Below are 18,675 nucleotides of genomic sequence, written 5' to 3'. Positions count from 1 at the left end.
ATGCTCCCGCGCCGCCTCGCGCCAGTCTAGGCTCTGTCCATTGGGCGGGAGGACAAAGGCGATGCGGTTGTTCCGGTGGTGGCTGGCGCTGCTCCTGTTCTGGCCGCTCGCGGCCGGAGCCTTCGACCTGCCGGGCCTGTTCCGCGACAGCGCGGCCTATCGCAGCGGGCTGGAACGGCGCTTTCCCGCCGGGGGGACGCCCCAGGCCCGCGCTGCGGCCGAGTCGCGCATCGCCGCCGCCGAGCGCCGCAACGACCCCGCCGCCCTGGCCACGGTCCTGGAGGAGCGCGTGGCGCTGGGCGAGGCGACCCCCGCGCAATGGCTCGCCCTGGCACGGGCCCAGCTTCGCCGCAGCCCGCCCGAGGCGGAGCGTGCCCTTTTGGCTGCCTGGCAGAACTTCCACGCCGTGCCGACCGGGGAGGCGGAGATTCCCTCCCTGCTCGTCATCGCCGAGGCGCTGGGGCGGCTGGACCGCCACATCCAGCGAATCGCAACACTGGAGGCCGTCGTGCAGCGCGCCCCCGGCATGCCCCAATACGCCGAGGCGCTGCGCGAGGCGCGCCGCGCCGCTGGCCTCCTCGTCACCCGGCTGAACACGGAGCCGGAGGCCGAGCCGGCGCGAGCCTGCCTGGGCTTCACCGTCCCGCCCGCGCGCCGTGCCGACTGGAACCCTGCCGACTGGGTGCGGGCCGAGCCGCCACTGCCCGGCCTCGCCGTGACGCGCGAGGGAGACCAGATCTGCGCCGTCGGGCTGCCGCATGGTCAGGCCACCCGCCTCGTCCTGCGCGCCGGCCTGCCGGGGGAGGACGATCTGCGCCTCCTGCGCGACACGCCGGTGACGATCCGCATGCCGGACCGCCTGCCGCGCCTCGCCTTTGACAGCCGCGCCTTCCTGCTCCCGCGCGGGCAGGCGGCGCGGGTGCCGCTGGGCGTGATGAATGTCTCCGCCGCGCGGCTGCAGGTGCTGCGCGTCACCGAGCGCTCCCTGGTGCCGCTGGGCCGCGACTGGCAGCTGGGCCAGGAGCTGCAATCCTGGACCGCCGAGAACGTGGCCGAGAATTGGGGCCGCGAGATCTGGTCCGGCGCGGTGGAGATCCCGCGCGGCCCGGCCAACCAGCTGCAGCGCCTGGCCCTGCCGCTCCCCCAGGGCATGGACGCGCCCGGCCTCTACATCCTGCTGGCCCGTTCGGCGGATGGCACGCGGCCGGTGACGGCGGCGCAGGCGGTGATCGTCACCGATCTCGGCCTGACGGCGTGGCGCGGCGCCGGGGGGCTGGCCGTTCAGGCGCGGCGCCTGTCCAGCGCGCGGGCCGAGCCGGGGGTGCGCATCGCCCTGCTCGCGCGTTCCAACGAGGTGCTGGCCGAGGCGCGCACCGATGCGGAAGGCGTCGCGCGCTTTGCCGCGCCGTTGCTGCGTGGCGAGGGCGGGACGGCACCCGTGGCCCTTCATGCCGAAACGGCGGAGGAACTCGTCCCGCTGGACCTGTCGGCCGCCGCCTTCGACCTGTCCGACCGCGGCGCGGAGGGGCGGCCGCATCCCGGCCCGCTGGACGCCTTCCTTTACACCGATCGCGGCATCTACCGGCCCGGCGAAACGGTCCATGCCGTGGCGCTGCTGCGCGAGGCCTCCGGCGCCCCCGCCGCCCTGCCGCTGCGCCTCCGGCTGCGCCGACCCAACGGGCAGGTGGCGGCGGAGCAGGTGGTCCAGGACGGCGCCGCCTGGGACATCCCCATCCCCAACGCCGCTCCCGCCGGCCAGTGGCGGCTGGAGGCGCTGACGGACCCCGCCCTACCACCGGTCGGCGAAGTGTCGTTCCGCGTGGATGCCTTCGTGCCCGAGCGGCTGGCGGTGGAAGTGGGGCCGGCGCCCGGCCCGCTCGTGCCCGGCCAGGTGCTCGCCGTGCCGCTTTCCGCGCGCTTCCTGTATGGCGCGCCCGGCTCCGGCCTGCCGGGCTCGGCCGAGCTGCGCCTCCAGACCCGGCGCGACCTCGCCCGGCATCCGGGCTTCGCCTTCGGGCTGGAAGAGGAGGAATTCGCCCCCGACCTCGTGACCCCGGAGCTCGGCGAGACGGATGCGGAGGGCCGCGCGACGGTGGGGATCGCGTTGCCCCGCGCGCCCGACACCACCCGCCCGCTTTCCGCCACCCTGTCCGTGCTGCTCGAGGAACCGGGCGGCCGCGCCAGCCAGGCCGCGCCGCTGGAAATCCCGGTGGCGGCGCCCGCGCGCCTCGTCGGCATTGCGGGGCCGCGCGCGGTGGACGCGGATGCAGAGGCGGGCTTCTCCCTCCTCCTCACCGATGCCGCCGGCACGCCGGTCGCGGGCGAGCTGGCCGTCCGGCTGGTGCGGGAACGCCCGGATTGGCGCATCGTGCTGCGCGGCGGCACGCCCCGCTACGAGACGGTCTGGACCGACGAGGCCGTGGATTCCGCCACGCTGCGCGTCTCGACCGCGGAGCCGGCGCGCTTCAGCCGGCGCCTCCCCTTCGGCCGCTACCGGCTGGAGGCGCGGGACCGTGGCGGCCTCGCCATCGCCTCCTTCCGCTTCCGCGCCGGCTGGGTGGCGAGCGAAAGCGCCGAGGTCCCGGACAAGGTGGATGTTTCCGCCGACCGCCCCGCCTACGCGCCCGGCGCGACGGCGCGGCTGCGCCTGGAGGCGCCCTTCGCCGGCATCGCCTCCGTCGCCGTGCTGACCGACCGCCTCGTCTCCGTGCGCGAGGTGGAGGTGACGGCGGGCGGCGCGGAGGTGGAGATCCCCGTGGACGCCGCCTGGGGCGCCGGGGCGCATGTGGCGGTGACGGTGTTCCGCCCCGGCACGGCCGCGAATGGCGCGCCCGCCCGTGCCCTGGGCCTGGCATGGCTGCAGCTGGACCCGGCAGCGCGGCGGCTGGAGGTGGCGGTGGAAGCGCCGGAGCGCGCCCGGCCGCGCACGCGCATCGAGGTTCCGGTGCGCGTTTCCGGCGCGGAGGGGCCGGTGCGCCTTACCCTCGCGGCCGTGGATGAGGGCATCCTGCGGCTGACGCGCTTCCGCTCGCCCGACCCGCTGGCGCATTTCACCGCGCGCCGGGCCCTGGGCACCGACATCCGCGACGATTACGGCCGGCTGATCGCGCCCCCGGAGGGCGAGGCGGCGGCGCTGCGCCAGGGCGGCGACGAGTTCGGCCCGCCCGGTGCGCTCCAGGTGCCGCAGCGCACCGTGGCGCTGTTTTCCGGCGTGGTGGAGGCGGGACCAGACGGCGTCGTTCGCATCCCGCTCGACCTGCCCGATTTCGCCGGGGAGTTGCGGCTGATGGCCGTGGCCTGGGCCGGCCCGAAGCTGGGCGCCGACAGCCGCGCCATGACCGTGCGCGACCCGATCCTGGCCGAGGCGGTGCTGCCGCGCTTCCTGGCCCCGGGCGACGAAGCGACCGTGCCGGTGCTGCTGCACAACCTGGAAGGCCCGGAGGGCGAGGTGGTGGCGGAGGTGACAACGGAAGGGCCGCTCGCCCTTGCCGGAGACACGCGGCTTTCGGCGCGCCTCGCCGTGGGCGCGCGTGCCCTGCCGGGCGTCACGCTGCGCGCCACCGGGGCGGGGGAAGGTGTGTTGCGCCTCGCCGTCAGCGGGCCGGGCGGATTCCAGGCGGAGCGCGAGGCGCGGATCACCCTGCGCTCCTCCCGTGCCGCGGTGACGGAAGTCGCCGCGCTGGAGGTCGCGCCCGGCGAGACGCGACGCATCGCCCCAGCCGTGGCGCGCTTCGTTCCCGGCTCCTGGCGCGCCGGGGCGCTCCTCGGCACGCCGGTGCGCTTCGACGCAGCGGGGATGCTGCGCTTCCTCAGCACCTATCCTCTCGCCTGCCTGGAGCAATCGGCCTCGCGCGCCCTCGCCCTTGCGGCGGCGACGCAGGAAGGGGCGCCGCAGCCTGCCTTGCAGGGCGCGGTTGAGGCAGTGCTGTCGCGCCAGCGCTATGACGGGAGTTTCGGCCTCTGGTCGGCCCAGGGCGAGCCGGAATACTGGACCGGCGCCTATGCGACGGAAGCGCTGCTGCGCGCCCGCGCCGCCGGGGCGGCGGTGCCCGAGGCGGCGCTGAACGGGGCGCTGGATGCGCTCTCCACCCTGCTGGAGGAAACCAGCGCCGACTCGCCGGAGGAGTTCGCGGCGCAGGCGGCGCGGCTCCACGCCCTGTCCCTCGCCGGGCGGCCGCGCCTTGGTGCGGCGCGGCGGCTGATGGAGGCGCTGGACCGGCTGCCCACGCCGATCGCCCGCGCGCAGCTGGGCGCCGCCTTCGCCCGCGCCGGGGACCGCGAGCGGGCAGAACGCGCCTTCGCCGCCGCCCTGGCCGCCCCCGCGCGGCGCGACTGGCTCTACGATTACGGCTCCGCCGCGCGCGATGCCCTGGCTGTGCTGGTGCTGGTGCGCGAGGCGGGGATGGACCTGCCGGCCGCGCGGGACCGGCTGCCGGGTCCGGAACTGACGCCCGAGCTCGCCTCCACCCAGGAAGCGGCCTGGGCGGTGCTGGCGGCCGCCGCGCTGGGCCGCGACGCGCGCCCGATCCGCGCGACGCTGGACGGCGCCCCGGCCGGGCGGCGCGTGGAACTGGCCGGCCCCGCCGAGCTTCGCAACGCAGGCGAGGCGCCCCTGCCGGTGCTGGTCTCCACGGGCGGCATCCCGGCCGACCCGCTGCCGGCGGGACGGGCCGGCTTCACGGTGCGGCGGCGCTTCCTCGCGCTCGACGGCACGACGACCCTGAACCTGGACACGCTGCGGCGCGGCCAGGATTTTCTCCTGGTGCTGGAGGCGCGGGCGGAGACGGGGCAGCGCCACCTCGCGCTGCTGCAGCAGGGGCTGCCGGCGGGGTGGGAGATCGTGGCGCGGCTGGGCCCGGGCCCCGTTCCCAGCCTGGGCGACCTGCCCGAACCCGACGCGGTCCCCGCGCTGGACGACCGCGCCGCCGCCGCCTTCACCTTCACCCCCGATCGCCGCGAGTTCCGCATGGCCGTGCGGATGCGCGCGACGACGGCGGGGCGCTTCGAGCTGCCGGGGGCGGAGGTGTTCGACATGTACCGCCCGGCGATCTTCGCGCGCGGGGCGGTGGGGCGGATCACGGTGGGGGCGCCATCGCCCTGAGTTGGGCGGCGCTTCCCGGCCAGTCCGGCGTCGCCACGCCCTCCGCCAGGGCGAGGCGGCGCAGGGCGGGGTCGGCGCTCATCAGCGCATCGCCGGGGCCGAGGACGGCCTCGGCCTCCTCCGGCGGCGGCGCGTCGATTCCCAGCGCTTCGAAGGCCCAGCGATGGGCGGACACGATGCGCCCACCTTCCAGCCGGCACGGCTCGGGCAGGCGGCCGGGCGCGCCGCGCCGCAAAGCCTCCAGCAACTCGCCGCGTGGCTGCAAGGCGATGTCGAGCCAGAGCCGCGGCTGGCGCGGCGGGGCGGGGGCGGTGCGCAGCGCGGCGAGGGCCAGCGCCTCGCCCGCCGCCCCGGCGACGCGACGCGGCAGCGGGATGTGGCGCAGCGCCGCCTCCGGACCGGGCCGGGCATAGGCCTCCTCGATCACCGCCTCGTAGAGCGCGGCGATGCGCGCGGGGGCGAGTTCCTCCAGCGCCCATTCGCGCCCGCGCTGGCCCCGTTCGGGCTCCCTTTGCGCGCGTAGGATCGCCTCGCGCAGCACCTCCGCCTCCGGCGGGTCGGGCAGGATCAGTGCCACCTCGGGCGGCAACTCGGCAAAGGAGCCGACGCTGTTCACCACAAGCGGCAGCCCGGCCATCAGCGCATCCATCGCCGCGCCGGAGGTTTCCCCCCGGCTGTCGCCGCGCAGCTGCACCGCCACGTCGGCAGCGCCGAGCCAAAGCAGGTATGCTTCGCGGCTCAGGCGGCCCGTCACCTCCGCGCCGGGAGGCGCCTCGCCGGGCAGCGCCTCGCCTGCGAAGACGAGGCGCGCGCCAGGGATGCCCGACACCGCCTCGGTCAGCAGCCCGGGAAGCTTGCGCCGCGTCACCAGGCCGAAGCTCACCACCAGCGTGTCCGATCCGGGGAGGCCCAGCGCCGCCCGCGCCGCCTCGCGCCCCGGTGGGTCGAAGCGCGCGCGCAGATGTGGGATGCGCCGCAAGGTGGAGGTGGCCGCGCGGCCGTGCGCGGCGCGCAGCAGCCGGGCGGCGTGATCGGAATGGACGACGACGCGCAGCGCCTGTTCTAGCACCGGTAGCGCGCCGGTGCCTTCCTCGAACAGGGCGGGGTAGCCTTCCGCCTCCACGCGCCGCGCCGTGCCGCCGATCCAGGCCTGGAGGTCCGGTAGCGCGGGATCGTGCAGCGTCACCACCGCCGGCACGCGCGGCAGCACGTGCAGCAGCGCCCCGGCGTGGAGCGGGTTGTTGCCCATCTGCACCAGCACCCGGTCGAAGCGCCGCGTCTCCTCGGCCAGGCGTGCTTCGGGCACGAATGGGAAGCGGCCTTCCAGCGCGTCGTCCGGCGGCTCTGCGCCCACCAGCGTCACGGCGTAGTGGGCGGAGAGCGCCTCGGCCAGTTCGGCGGCGTGGTCCGCGACGCCGGAGGCGGCGGGCGGGAAGGGCGAGACCAGTGCGAGGGAGCGGCGGCGCTTCGGCGCGGGGCGCGCCGCCACCCCCTCCAGCGCGTCCCAGGCGCGTTCGGCCACGCCGTGCCAGGAAAACTCGGCCGCGCGCCGGCGCCCATAAGAAGCGAGGTCGGCGCGCGTCGCATCGTCCTCCAGCCAGAAGCGTAGCCTTTCCGTGAGCGCGGCTGCGTCATGCGGGTCGAACAGCGCGTCGGCGCGGGTGATCACCTCCGGCAGCGCGCCGGCGCGGCTGGCGATGACGGGCGCGCCGCAGGCCATCGCCTCCAGCACCGGCAGGCCGAACCCCTCGGCGAGAGAGGGAAAGACCAGAAGCGCGCAGGCGGCGTAGAGGCCGGGCAGGTCCTCGTCCGGCACGAAGGGCAGGGCGACGGCCTCGCCCGCGCCCAGCCTCGCCTCGGCAAAGAGGGCGCGCAGATGCGCATGGTTGGTGTGGCCGATCGCCAGCATGTGGCGCGCCCGCAGCGCCTCGGGCAGGGCGGCATAGGCCCCGATCAGCAGGCGTTCATTCTTGCGCAGGTCCCCCGCGCCCATGAACAGCAGGAAGCCGGGGCGCAGCCCGAAGCGCGCGGGCAGGCCAGGGTCGTGGCGCTCCGGCGGGCGGAAGCCGGGGGAAACGCCGCCGCCGATCACCGGCAGCGCCTCGGGCGCCTGCGGCAGGAAGCGCCGCGCCTCCTCGCGCGTCGCCTCGCTGATGCAGAGCAGCCGGTCGCAGCGCGACGCTTCCTGCACGCAGCGCGCGTACCAGGGGCGCAGACCGGCCTCGCGCCACGCGCCATCCAGGTAGAGGGGGCGCAAGGAAAGCGGGATCAGGTCAAAGAGCGTGGCGGCGGTTGCGGGACGCTCCCATTCCGCTGGCCAAGTCGAAACCGCGTCGCGGTCCCAGCCCTCGAAGATGGAGGAGATATGCAGCACCTCGCATCGCGCGCCGAGGACGGCCTCGGCCCGCAGCGCCTCGGCGGCGCGACGCAGCGGGTGGTGCGGGTCACGTCCCGCCGCCGCGCCGCGTGGCGCGCGCCAGCGCAGGATGTTGCCCGGCCCCAGGGTGGGGGCGAATTCCTCGGCCAGGGCGGCGGCGCTTTCGGCGAGGGCGGTGTTCAGCAGCAGGCGCACCTCATGCCCGCGCGGGGCGCGAACCATCGCCCGCGCCAGCTCCAGCGAGTAGCGCCCCAGCCCGGCATGGCGCGAGGCGCCCTGCGCCCCTTGCAGATCAAGAAGCAACCGCATCGCTCAGCCCGCGAGGCGGCGTGCCCAGCGCCCGGCCTCGCCCGGCGGCAGGGGCGCGTCCTCCGCCCCTTCCAGCGCGGCAATGCGCTCGGCGAGGGGCAGGGCGGCGGGATGCGCCTCCAGCAGCGCGAGGCGCCCGGCGAGGTCGGATTCCGCCGCCCAGGCCAGGAAGACGGGCCGCGCGCCATCGAGCGGCAGGCGCACCACCCCGTCCTCCCCGGGCAGGAGGAAATGGCGGCGCGGCGCCTCCTCCCCCGCCACGCCGAGCAGGAGGTGGATGCGCTCGCCCACCGGCGCCTCGGGACGGAAGGTCAGCGTGTCGCGCCCCGGCGCTAGGGCCGCCCAGAGCGTCGCGTCGCCCGGGGCCACCGCCCGGCCGCGCGCGAGGCGCGGCGCCCCTTCCGGCAGCAGGGCGAGGCGGCGCAGCCCCATCCGGACCGGACGCGCATCTTCGGAGTCGGGCGCGGCATCCAGCGGGCCGGACAGGCGCAGCCGCACGGTGCCTTCGCCGCCCGGCCAGTCGAGCGACAGCGCCATCCCGTCGGAAAGCGGCAGGGAAGGAGCGTCGTCCAGCGCCACGCGGTTGTCCCCTGCCCAGGGCCGCGCCGCGAGGCTCAGCACCAGGCGTCCTGGCGGGGCCGAGATCCGCAGCGCCGCCGCGCGCCCCGCCACCCAGGCCACGTCGCCGGAGGGCGGCTCGAAGCCGGGGCCGAGCAGGGCGGCCAGGGCGGGAAAGCCGAGATCAGCCCCTTCCGCCAGCGCGGGCGCAGCGGCCGGGGTGCCGGGCGGAGCCTCGTTCAAGCATTCCTCGAAGGCGCGGCGGAAGTCGCGCCCCACATCGTCCCAGTCGCGCGGGCGGAAGCCTTCGGCGATGCGCGTCCGCTCCCGCGCCAGCTCCTCCGGGTCTTCGGTCCAGCACCGCACGGCAGCCGCGATGGCGCGCGGCGAGTAGGGGTCGAGCGGCGGGGCGAAGCCGGAAGCGGCCTCGGGTGTCGCGCCCTCGTGGCTGGCGAGGCAGGGCGTGCCCAGTGCCAGCGACTCGCCCACCGGCAGGCCCCAGCCCTCGGTGAAGGAAGGAAAAACGGAAAAGGCGGCCGAGCGGTACAGCGAAGCCAGTTCCGGATCGGAAATGCCGTGCAGCAGCCGGATGCGCCCGCCGAGGAACCCCGTCGCCTCCAGCTGCGCCAGAAGGTCGCCCACGCGCCAGCCGGGACGGCCGACGCAAACCAGGGGCGGCGGTTCCATCCCTTCCTCCAGAAGGAGCTTCCAGGCCTGGAACAGGGCCAGGTGGTTCTTGCGGCTTTCGATCGTGCCCACGCAGAGCACGAAGGGCTTCTCGCGCAGATCGGCCAGGGCGGCGGGCCAGCCTTCCGCCGCCGCGTCGCTGAAGCGATGCGCGAGCGGGACGGCGCGGACCGGCACGTCGGGCACGCCGCGCTCGGCCAGGGCCCGGCGCATCCCCGCCGCCGTATGCTCCGAAATCGCCAGCGCGAAATCCCAGCGCGGCGCGCCTTCGTCCAGCGCCTGGCGGAACCCGGCCACCGTCCCTGCATCCGTGTGCTCGGGATGGGAAAGCGGGATCAGGTCATAGGCCATCATGCCGAGCCGCAGCCCGCGCGTGCGCAGCCCGTCCAGCAGCGCGGTCGCCCCGGCGAGGAACCAGAAGGCGCCCAGCGTCAGGAAGGAGCGCGCGGAGGCGAGATGCGTCGCGCGCCCGCCATCCAGCGCCGCTTCCACCAGGGCGCGGGCGCGGCCGGGATCGTGCGGCTCGGCGGTCGCGTAGCGCAGCAGGGCGCGGAGGTCGTCCGGCGCCAGGGTCCAGATCGGGCCGAGCGGGGCCTCCAGCGCCACGAAGCGCCAGCGTTCCGGCTCCTCCGCCAGGAGGTGGGCGCAGATGCCGATCTGCACGCGCTGGATGCCCGTCGCGCGGCCCGTGGCGCGCAGCATGTTCAGGAGGTCCGTCACGTCGAGCAGGTGCGGCGGGCCGGGCTCGCCCTCCGCCTCGGCGATGCGCCCGGCCTCGCACAGCCTGTGCCAGCGGCGGCGGGTCGGCGAGCCGGCGAACTCCGCCTCCAGCGCCGCGAGGTCTGGGCCAGGCAGGGGACGCGGGCCGGCGCGCCGCACGGGGCGGGCGGGGCGCTCGCCCATCCGTTCCAGTTCCACCGCCGCATGGTTCACCGGAGCCAGCGCGTCCGACAGCCCATAGGCCTCGCGCGCCTCGTCGAGCCGGCCCTGCAGCTTCAGCGCGTGGCCGAGCTGCAGCGGGATGTCGTGGTCCTCGGGGCGCATCGCCATGGCGCGGCGATAGACGGATTCCGCGCCCAGCAGGTCGCCGTCTTCCTTCAGCATGTGGCCGAGCTGGACCAGGATGCCGGCATCCTTCGGCTCCCGCTCCAGATGCGCGTGGTAATGCCGCGCCGCCTCCGCCCAGTCGCGCCGGTCGCGCGCCGCGTCGCCCAGGTCGCGCGGAGGAGTCTGGGGCGTCTCCTCCGGCGATGGGGCCTCGGCTGGCGCCGCACGCCGGGGGGCAAGGAGTTTCTGGAGGAGGCGGATCACCGGCCCGTTCTAGGCCGGGTGGCGCCCCGTCTCAACGCGTCATCAGCGTCAGCCCGCCATCCACCACGATCTCCGCTCCCGTCACGTATTTCGCCTCGTCGGAGGCGAGGAACAGCGCGGCGTAGGCCACGTCCCACGCATCGCCCATGCGGCCCATGGCGGGCTGGGCGTTGCGCTTCGCCACGATGGCGGCCACGTCGCCGCCCGTGCGCTGACCGGCGAGGCGCGCCTCCACCAGCGGCGTGTGCATCAGCCCTGGCACCACCACGTTGCAGCGGATTCCGTGCGGCGCGTAGCGCACCGCGATCATGCGCGACAGCGCCATCACGCCGGACTTGGACGCGGCATAGGCCATCAGGTCGGTGCCGATGTGCCGCAGCGCCGCGACGGAGGACAGGTTCACGATCGCGCCGCCGCCCTGCGCGCGCATCAGCGGCAGCACGGCGCGCGTCGAGAGGTGGACGTAGTGGAGGTTGTGGTGGAACTGCGCGTGCCACGCCTCGGGCGTCAGTTCCTCCGGCCCGCCGGGGACGGAGCCGCCCACGTTGTTCACCAGGATGTCGATGCGCCCGAAGGCGGCGACCGTCGCGTCCACGACGCGCTGCACCTCCTCCTCCTTCGTGACGTCGGCGGACAGCGCCAAGGCCTGCCCGCCCTCCTTCGCGATCAGCGCGGTGGTTTCCTCCGCCGCCTCGATGCGCAGGTCCACGCAGGCGCATTGCGCCCCTTCGCGCGCGAAGAGCAGCGCCATGGCGCGCCCGTTGCCGATCCCCTCGCCCACCGATCCGGCGCCGAGGATGAGGACGCGCTTGCCCGCGAGACGCCCCATCAGCCCTGCCTCCACGGCGTCTCGGACCAGAAGCGCCGCCAGCCGCGCTCCTCCTCGCGCAGCCGCGCGAACCAGGGCTCGCCCACCTCGTTCTTCACCTCGCAGAAGCGCTGCTCGACGGCGCGGGCGAATTCGGGATCGGCCATGGTTTCGGCCACCGCGTCACGGATGCGGGCCAGGGCCGGGGCCGGGGTGGCGGCGGGCATGACGAGGCCGCGCTCGCTCGCCATCTCGACCGCCAGGCCCTGCTCGCGCAGGGTCGGCAGGTCAGGCGCGAAGCGGGACCGGCGCGGCCCGGCCTGGGCGAGAAGCCGCACCCCCTCAGGATTGGCCAGCAGGTAGCCGAGGTTGAGGCCCGAGGCCTGGATCTGCCCCGCCATCATCGCGGTGCGGATCTGCGGGTCGCCCGCGAAGCCCACGTGGTTGAAGCGCAGCCCCGCCGCGCGTTGCAGCAGGAACATCAGCAGGTGGTCGTCCGTGCCGATGCCGGGCGTGCCGAAGGACACGGATTCAGGCTCCCGCCGCGCCCGTTCCAGAAGCCCGGCGAAGTCGCGCACCGGGCTCGCGGTCGGGACGGACACGGCGGAGGGGTCGGTGATCACGTTCGCCACCGGCGCGAAATCGTCCAGCTTGAACTGCGCCTGCCGCTCGATCGGGATGGTGAGCAGGCCGGGCATGTTGGTGGTGCCGATGACGTGCCCGTCCGGGCGCGCCCGCGCGACGGCGGCCAGCGCCACCTCGCCGCCCGCGCCGGGGCGGTTCTGCACCACCACGGGCACGCCCAGCCGCGGCTCCAGGAAGCGCGCCAGGAGGCGGGCGTCGAGGTCGGTCGCGCCGCCCGCGACGAAGCCCACCACGATCTCGATCGGGCGTTCGGGCCGCCAGCCCTGGGCGAGGGCCGGGGCCGCGAGGAGCGGCAGGGCCAGCAGGGCGCGTCGCGTGGTTGTCATGGATGGATCCTCCCTGTGCGATGCCGGCGCTTCACGACCCGGCGCCTTTGGGAGGGCAGCTTAGGCACCGTGCGCGGCGCCTGTCATGGGGTGGGTGTCAGCGCCAGGAAACCGGCGGGACGCTGGCGACAGGAAAGCGCGCCGCCGAAAGCCGCCCGCCGCGCAATTCCCAGGGCAGGTCGAGGCGCGGCGCCCCGCCGCCCTCCGGCACCCGCGCGCCGATCTGCGCCACGATGGCGAGCGAGGCGGCGGCGGCCGGCGGCAGCATCCCGGCATCGCGCAGCACGCGCACGCCGTCCGCCGGGTTCAGCAGGACGAGGCCGCCACGTCCTTCGGGCTGCAAGGCCGCGTCCAGCGCGATGCTCCCCGTCGCCTCGAGCGCGGCCTCGGCGCGCCGCGCTTCCAGCCGGACGATCTGCACCTGGCCGCCAGCGGCGCGAAACGCCTCGGGCGAGGAAAGCGGCGCGTCGGAGCGCAGCAGCGCGGAAACGAGGTCAAGCTGGACCGGCCCGCTCCGCGCCCCCTCCGCGGTCGCGGTGAGGTGGCGGTCACGCCAGCGCAGGGCGATGCGCCGCGCCTCCACCGTGCCCAGCGCCACGTCCTCCCCCAGCCAAAGCAGGTCGGAGCCGTCCAGCGCGGCGCGGCCTTCCAGATCGGCGGTGCGCAGCGGGAACCAGTCGCCCCCCGCGCGAAGCGCCACATCGCCGCCGGGCGAAAGCAGCGCGGTCCGCGGCTCCCAGGGCAGCACGGCAATGGAAAGCCGCTCGGCGCGAACGCCCAGCCCGAGCGGCGAGGCGGCCTCGAAATCCGGCAGGGTCACTTCCGGCCGCCAGGGCAGGGGGCCGCGACGCGGCGCATCATGGACGACGCGCCAGCCCTCGGCGCGGCGCGCCTCGGCCCACGCTTCCAGCGCGCGCTCCATCCGGCCCAGCATCGCCTGCCAGGCAAAGGCCCCACCGCCCCCCAGGAGGATGAACAGGAGGAGCAGGAACGGCCATTTTCTCGACATGGGGTTGGGGTTAGACCGTCGTGGTTTCCTCGCAAAGCGCCGCATGTCCCCATTGCACGTCTTCGCCTATGGCTCGCTGATCTGGCGGCCCGGCTTTCCCTTCGTTTCGCGCGAGCCAGGGCTGCTGCGCGGCTTCCATCGCCGCTTCTGCCTGTGGTCGCGCCTGTATCGCGGCACGCCGGAACGGCCGGGCCTCGTGCTTGGGCTCGACCGCGGCGGCTCCTGCCACGGCGTCGTGTTCCGCGTCGCCCCGGAGCACGCGGACGCGACGCTCGCCTATCTCGACGAGCGGGAGAACCCCCATGGCGAGACGGTGTATCACCGCCGCCTCCTGCCCGTGCGCCTCGCCTCCGGCGCGACGCTGCGCGCCGTGACCTACGTGGCCGACCGCGCCCACCCCGCCTATGCACGCCCCTGCCCCGACACGGCGGCGCGGGTGATCGGCGCCGGGATGGGGCAGGCCGGCTCCAACCGCGACTACCTGCTGAACACGCTGGAACAGCTGCGCGCCCTCGGGCTGCGCGACGCGGGGCTGGAGGGCATCGCGAGAAGGCTGGCGGCAAGTCCCGGTTAACATAGCGGGGCGCATCCTCGCGGCATGGACGCCGCCCCGAACCCCGAGGAAATCCGCGAGGCGCGCGCCCGCTGCGCCCGCCTCCTCGGCGAGCTGCACCGGCTGCATCTCGCCATGGCCGCGGAGGCGCGCGGATTGAAGCGCTTCACCGCCGCCGGCCGTTCCTCCGCCGAGACGGAAACGGTGGCCGAGCTGCTGCAGCAGTATCTCTCCGCCTCCGACGCCTTTCTGGAGAACATGCGCGGCCGGATGGAAGCGCGCCTCACCCTGCTGCGGCGGGGCGAGCCGCTTCTGGCGGGACGCGACGCCGACCAGGTGCCGGGACACGGCCCGTTCTGGCTCGGCTTCTCCCGCCTTTGCGCCGTGCTGCGCCGGGTGGAGCGGCGCGTGGCGGGCTGACCGTCACAGCAGGTCGAGCAGCTTCCGCATCGCCCCCGGCAGGATGGCCCCCGCGCGGTCGAGCGAGACCGCTTCCAGCCCCTCGGGCATCGAGTCGGCCTCGGCGCGGAACAGGCGCATGGACAGGTCGCGATGGGTGAAGCCGTGCCGCGCCTCGCCCGGGCAGGGGCGCCAGGGCGCCGGGGCGGGGGCGTGGGGCAGAGCCTCCGCATCCTCCCACGGTTCGGCGCGCCAGGGCGTGCCGGGCAGGGCGGGCATCCCGCCAAGCAGCCCGCCCTCGGGGCGCCGCAGCAGGCCGACCCGCCCTTCGCGGTCAAAAAGGGCGAAATGCACGCCGAAGATCGCGCCGCGCGCCGCCTTGGGCGGCTTCACCGGCAGCGTGTCCTGGATGCCCCGGCGGAACGCCTCGCACTCCTCCCGCCAGGGGCACAGGGCGCAGGCGGGGCGGCGCGGGGTGCAGATCGTCGCGCCCAGGTCGAACAGCGCCTGGGCGAAGTCGCCCGGTCGCGCCCGCGCCGCCTCCTGTTCCATGAAGGACGCGGCGTGCCGGCCGATCTCGGGCCGCGAGCGGGGCAGGGGGGTCTCGATGGCGAAGACGCGGGACAGCACCCGCTCCACGTTGCCATCTACCGGCACCACCGCCTCATTCAGGGCGATGGCGGCAACGGCGGCGGCGGTGTAGGCGCCCACCCCCGGCAAGGCGCGCCACCCGGCGGCGTCGCCCGGCCAGCCCTTCGCGGCGACCTCCTTGGCGGCGGCGTGGAGGTTGCGCGCCCGCGCATAGTAGCCAAGCCCGGCCCATTCCTCCGCCAGTTCGGCCCAATCTGCGGCCGCGAGCCTCCCCACATCGGGGAAGCGCGCCAGGAAGCGGGCGTAGCGTGGCCCCACCGCTGCCACCGTGGTCTGCTGAAGCATGACCTCGCTGACCCATATGCGGTATGGATCGGGGGCGGGCGCGTCGCGCCAGGGCAGGCGTCGGCGATGCCGGTCATACCAGTGAAGGAGGGATTCGGCGCGCGCCATGGCTGGGGACAACACGGAAGACGCGGCCCCGTCCAGGGGGGTGTTCAGCAAGGACCTCAAGCCGCTCGGCGCGCCGGTGCGCCCGGCGCGGGCCAGCATCCCCCTCGCGCCGCCCATTCCCGAGCGGAGCTTCCGCACGCTAGAGCTGGGCGCGCTGATCCCGCGCCTCACCCGGCCCAGCTTCCGCAAGCGCTCCCCGGAATCCGCGCAGATCCTAGCCGACTGGCCGAAGCTGGCTGGCCCCGCCCTGGCCGCGATGGCCGAGCCGGTGCGGCTTTCCGCCGGCACGCTCACCCTGGCTTGCACCGGCCCGGCGGCAATGGAGATCGGGCTGATGGCCCCGGTCCTCGTGGAGCGGCTGAACGCCGCCCTCGGCCGCTCCGCCATCCGCAAGCTGGCCTTCGTGCAGCGCGCCCCGCGCCTCGTCCCGCCCGCCCGACCGGCGCGGCCCGAGCCCGGGCCGGTTCCGCAGGCGGTGCGCGACCTTCCGGAAGGCGATCTCCAGGCGGCGCTGGCCCGCTTGGCGCGCGGCGTCCTGGCCCGCCGCCCCTGATCGCTGGACAGCCCCTGCCCCCTGCGCCAGATGTTCCGCCGAATTGGAGGCCCCCGATGACCCTCACCCGCCGTTCCCTTGCCGCCCTGGCCCTTGCCGTCCCGGCCGCCCCCGCTTTCGCCCAGGGGGACCCGCGCCTCGCCGTCCGTGAGGCGGGGCGCGCCGATGCCCCCGTGGTGGTGCAGGAATTCTTCTCCTTGACCTGCGGCCACTGCGCGACCTTCCACAACACCGTCTGGCCCGAGGTGAAGAGCAAGCTGGTCGAGACGGGCCGCGTGCGCCTCGTCTGGCGCGACTTCCCGCTGGACGGCGTCGCCCTCGCCGCCGCCTGCGTCGCCCGTTCCCTGCCGGCGGAGCGCTACGAGGGCTTCATCACTATCCTGTTCCAGATCCAGAACCGCTGGGCCTATGCCGAGGGGCGGCAGCTGGAGGAACTGGCGCGCCTCGCCGCCATGGCCGGGATGTCGCGCCCCGATTTCGACAAGGCCGTGGGGGACGAGGCGCTGCGCCGCGCGGTGTTCGAGGGGCGGCAGGAGGCGGTGCGCCGCCACAACATCACCGCCACGCCGTCCTTCCTGTTCAACTCGCGCCTACATACCGGTGGGCTCGACTTCGCCCGCTTCCAGCAGGCCGTGCAGGACGCCCCGCGCGCGTGACCGAAGGAACGGTCCACCCCGCGCCGGTTCCGGAGGAGGGCGAAACGGAGGCGGAGGCCGAGCGCCGCCGTCTTTCCGCCACCCTCACCGGACTGCGCATCGCCGGCTTCAAGTCCTTCGCGGAGCCTGTGCAGGTGCCGGTGCTGCCGGGGCTGACGGGGGTGGTCGGTCCCAATGGCTGCGGCAAGAGCAACGTGGTCGAGGCGCTGCGCTGGGCCATGGGCGAGAGCAGCGCCCGGTCGCTCCGCGGCGGCGAGATGGACGACGTCATCTTCGCCGGCACCGCCACCCGCCCGGCGCGCAACCTCGCCGAGGTGACGCTGAGCCTGGAGGATGCGGAGGGCGTCGGCCCGGCCCCGCACGACAAGGCGCCGCAGCTGGAGGTGATCCGCCGCATCGAGCGCGGCTCCGGCTCCGCCTACCGGGTCAATGGGCGGGAGGTGCGGGCGCGTGATGTCCTGACCATGTTCGCGGATCTCGCCTCCGGTCCCCGCTCCTCCGGCATGGTGTCGCAGGGCCGCGTCGCGGCGCTGATCGGCGCCAAGCCCGAGGAGCGGCGCAGCGTGCTGGAGGAAGCGGCCGGCATCGCCGGGCTGCGCGCCCGCCGCCACGAGGCGGAGCTGAAGCTGCGCCAGGCCGAGGCGAATCTGGGCCGTTCGGAGGACCTGCTGGCGCAGCTGGCGCAGCAGGGGGATTCGCTGCGCAAGCAGGCGCGGCAGGCCGCGCGCTACCGCAACCTGAACGACTTGGTCCGCAACGCGGAAGCGGAGTGGTTCGCCCTGCTGGTCGCACGCGCCGAGGCGGCACTGGAATCCGCCCGCACTACGCTGGCGGAGCGGGAAGCGACCCTGCGCCGCGCGGAAATCGAAGCCGCCGCCGCCATCGTCGCCGCCGAACGGGCCGAGGCGGCGCTGCACGACCCGCGCGCGGAGGAAGGCTTGGCCCGCGCCCTGCTGGAACGCCGCCGCGTCGAGGCGGAGGGCTTGGCTGCCGAGGCGGAACGCGCGCGCCTTGCGCTGGAGGAGGCGGAAGTTGCCCTCCTCGCGCTGCGCGAGGATGCCGCCGACGCGACGCGTCTGGAGCAGGATGCCGCCGCCGCCGGAACGCGGGCGCAGCGCGAGGAGGCCGGACTGGCCGGCGCCCTCGCCACCCTGCCGGCGCGGCTGGAAGCGGCCGAAGCGGAGGCCGCGCGCCTCGCCGAGGCGAGTGCCACCGCCGAAGGGCGGCTGCACGAACGCACGGAAGCCGCCGCCGCCCTCGCGGCCCAGGCCAATGCGCTCGCGGCAGAGCTGGGTCTGGCCGAAAGCCGCGCCGCCCGCGCCCGGACCCGCCGCGCGGAGGCCGAGGCTGCGCTGTCGCGCGCCGAGGCCGATGCGGTGCCCGAGGCGGCGCTGGAGGAGGCCAGCACCGCCACCGCCACCGCAGAGGAAACCCTCGCCCGCTGCCGCGCCGCGCTGGAAGCCGCGGAGCGCCGCCGCGCCGAGGCCGGGGAACGCGCCGCCGAGGCCCTTCGCCTTGCCCGCGCCGCCGAGACGGAGCGCGGCGCCGCCGAGCGTGCCCGTGCAGCCGCCACGCAGCGCCGCTCCGCCCTGGAAGCCCGTGCCCGCGCTCTGGAGGCCGAGGCTGCGCGCCTGCCCGTCGCCGAGCCGCCCGAACCCGCCGAGCGCGACGCCGCGCTGGCGGCCGAGGCGAGGGCGGAAGCGGAAGCCCGCCTCGCCGCCGCCGAGGCGGCAAGGGATGCGGCGGCCAGGGAATCGCGCGCGGCGCGGGAAGCGGCGGAGGCCGCCCGCGCCGTCCTGTCGCGCCTCGCCGCCGAGTGCGAGGGGCTGCGCGCCGCCACGCAGGGCGGCAGCGAGGCCGAGCCGATCGCCCGCACCCTTTCGGTCCCTGCGGGGCTGGAAGCTGCCCTGGGCGCGGCGCTGGGCGAGGGGCTGGAAGGCGGGCGGGGTCAGGGCAACCGCTTCTGGCGCGCCCTGCCGCCGCTGGAGGACGCGCCGCCCTTGCCGCCGGGCGCACAGCCCTTGGCGGCGCTGGTGGAAGCCCCGCCGGAATTGTCGCGCGCCCTGGGCCAGATCGGACTGGTGGAGGACGGGGCCGCCACGCAGGCCGCGCTGCGCCCGGGACAGGCACTAGTGTCGCGCGACGGGGCGCTGTGGCGCTGGGACGGGTTCGTGTTGGCGCCGGGCGCCGCGGCCTCCGGCGCCGCGCGGCTCCAGGCCCTGACCCGTCTGCGCCAGGCCGAAGCCCGCCGCGCGGCCGCCGCGCCCGAGGCTGAGGGGGCCGAATCCCGCCGCGCTGAGGCGGCGTCCCGCGAGGCCGAGGCGCTGCGCGAGGCCGAT

The 18,675-nt window shown here is 75.7% G+C and carries 12 protein-coding genes; 6 read left to right on the top strand and 6 right to left on the bottom strand.

Translation table 11 applies throughout. The annotated features are described in order from the left end of the window. Positions 1 to 61 precede the first annotated feature (61 nt). On the top strand, positions 62 to 5,101 hold the full coding sequence (locus OF850_RS15330) for an alpha-2-macroglobulin family protein (protein ID WP_301591153.1): 5,040 nt from the start codon (positions 62 to 64) through the stop codon (positions 5,099 to 5,101). On the opposite strand, the gene OF850_RS15325 is transcribed toward OF850_RS15330, so the two are convergent. The 5 genes from OF850_RS15325 to OF850_RS15305 form a co-directional block, all read right to left on the bottom strand. After that, entirely contained in the window at positions 5,076 to 7,787 is a 2,712-nt protein-coding gene (locus OF850_RS15325; protein ID WP_301591152.1) for a glycosyltransferase, read from the bottom strand. The genes OF850_RS15330 and OF850_RS15325 overlap by 26 nt on opposite strands. A 3-nt stretch (positions 7,788 to 7,790) precedes the next feature. Then, positions 7,791 to 10,343 (bottom strand): glycosyltransferase family 4 protein, encoded by a 2,553-nt coding sequence (locus OF850_RS23725; RefSeq protein ID WP_301591151.1) that lies wholly within the window; start codon positions 10,341 to 10,343, stop codon positions 7,791 to 7,793. Between the two features lie 31 nt (positions 10,344 to 10,374). Then, on the bottom strand, positions 10,375 to 11,172 hold the full coding sequence (locus tag OF850_RS15315; RefSeq protein ID WP_301591150.1) for an SDR family NAD(P)-dependent oxidoreductase: 798 nt from the start codon (positions 11,170 to 11,172) through the stop codon (positions 10,375 to 10,377). Next, positions 11,172 to 12,122: a tripartite tricarboxylate transporter substrate binding protein gene (locus tag OF850_RS15310; protein ID WP_301591149.1), complete on the bottom strand. Its 951-nt coding sequence runs from the start codon at positions 12,120 to 12,122 to the stop codon at positions 11,172 to 11,174. The genes OF850_RS15315 and OF850_RS15310 overlap by 1 nt, the downstream gene beginning before the upstream one ends. 97 nt (positions 12,123 to 12,219) lie before the next feature. After that, positions 12,220 to 13,131 carry a DUF2125 domain-containing protein gene (locus OF850_RS15305; RefSeq protein ID WP_301591148.1) on the bottom strand — a complete coding sequence of 304 codons (912 nt, stop codon included), beginning with the start codon at positions 13,129 to 13,131 and terminating at the stop codon, positions 12,220 to 12,222. Positions 13,132 to 13,174: 43 nt separating this feature from the next. On the opposite strand from OF850_RS15305, the gene OF850_RS15300 reads away from it, so the two are divergent. Both OF850_RS15300 and OF850_RS15295 read left to right on the top strand, forming a co-directional pair. After that, the gene (locus OF850_RS15300) at positions 13,175 to 13,705 is read left to right on the top strand and encodes a gamma-glutamylcyclotransferase (RefSeq protein ID WP_301591147.1); all 531 of its coding nucleotides are present in this window, start codon (positions 13,175 to 13,177) and stop codon (positions 13,703 to 13,705) included. A gap of 24 nt (positions 13,706 to 13,729) precedes the next feature. After that, positions 13,730 to 14,104 (top strand): hypothetical protein, encoded by a 375-nt coding sequence (locus OF850_RS15295; RefSeq protein ID WP_301591146.1) that lies wholly within the window; start codon positions 13,730 to 13,732, stop codon positions 14,102 to 14,104. A 3-nt stretch (positions 14,105 to 14,107) separates the two neighbouring features. Here the strand turns inward: OF850_RS15295 and OF850_RS15290 are convergent, their stop codons facing one another. Then, positions 14,108 to 15,127 (bottom strand): A/G-specific adenine glycosylase, encoded by a 1,020-nt coding sequence (locus OF850_RS15290; protein ID WP_301591144.1) that lies wholly within the window; start codon positions 15,125 to 15,127, stop codon positions 14,108 to 14,110. Between OF850_RS15290 and OF850_RS15285 the strand changes: the two genes are divergently transcribed. The 3 genes from OF850_RS15285 to OF850_RS15275 all read left to right on the top strand — a co-directional run. After that, on the top strand, positions 15,126 to 15,680 hold the full coding sequence (locus OF850_RS15285) for a DUF721 domain-containing protein (RefSeq protein ID WP_301591143.1): 555 nt from the start codon (positions 15,126 to 15,128) through the stop codon (positions 15,678 to 15,680). The two genes, OF850_RS15290 and OF850_RS15285, sit on opposite strands and share 2 nt — an antisense overlap. Before the next feature lie 56 nt (positions 15,681 to 15,736). Beyond that, positions 15,737 to 16,336 carry a DsbA family protein gene (locus OF850_RS15280; protein ID WP_301591142.1) on the top strand — a complete coding sequence of 200 codons (600 nt, stop codon included), beginning with the start codon at positions 15,737 to 15,739 and terminating at the stop codon, positions 16,334 to 16,336. Beyond that, positions 16,333 to 18,675: AAA family ATPase (locus OF850_RS15275; protein WP_301591141.1), on the top strand; the 2,343-nt coding region annotated here is incomplete at its 3' end. The genes OF850_RS15280 and OF850_RS15275, both read left to right, overlap by 4 nt.

Source organism: Sabulicella glaciei (assembly GCF_026183895.1).
GTDB lineage: Bacteria > Pseudomonadota > Alphaproteobacteria > Acetobacterales > Acetobacteraceae > Roseococcus > Roseococcus glaciei.
The sequence above is the reverse complement of the archived record's forward strand: the minus strand, read 5'-3'. Positions and strand labels throughout refer to the sequence as shown.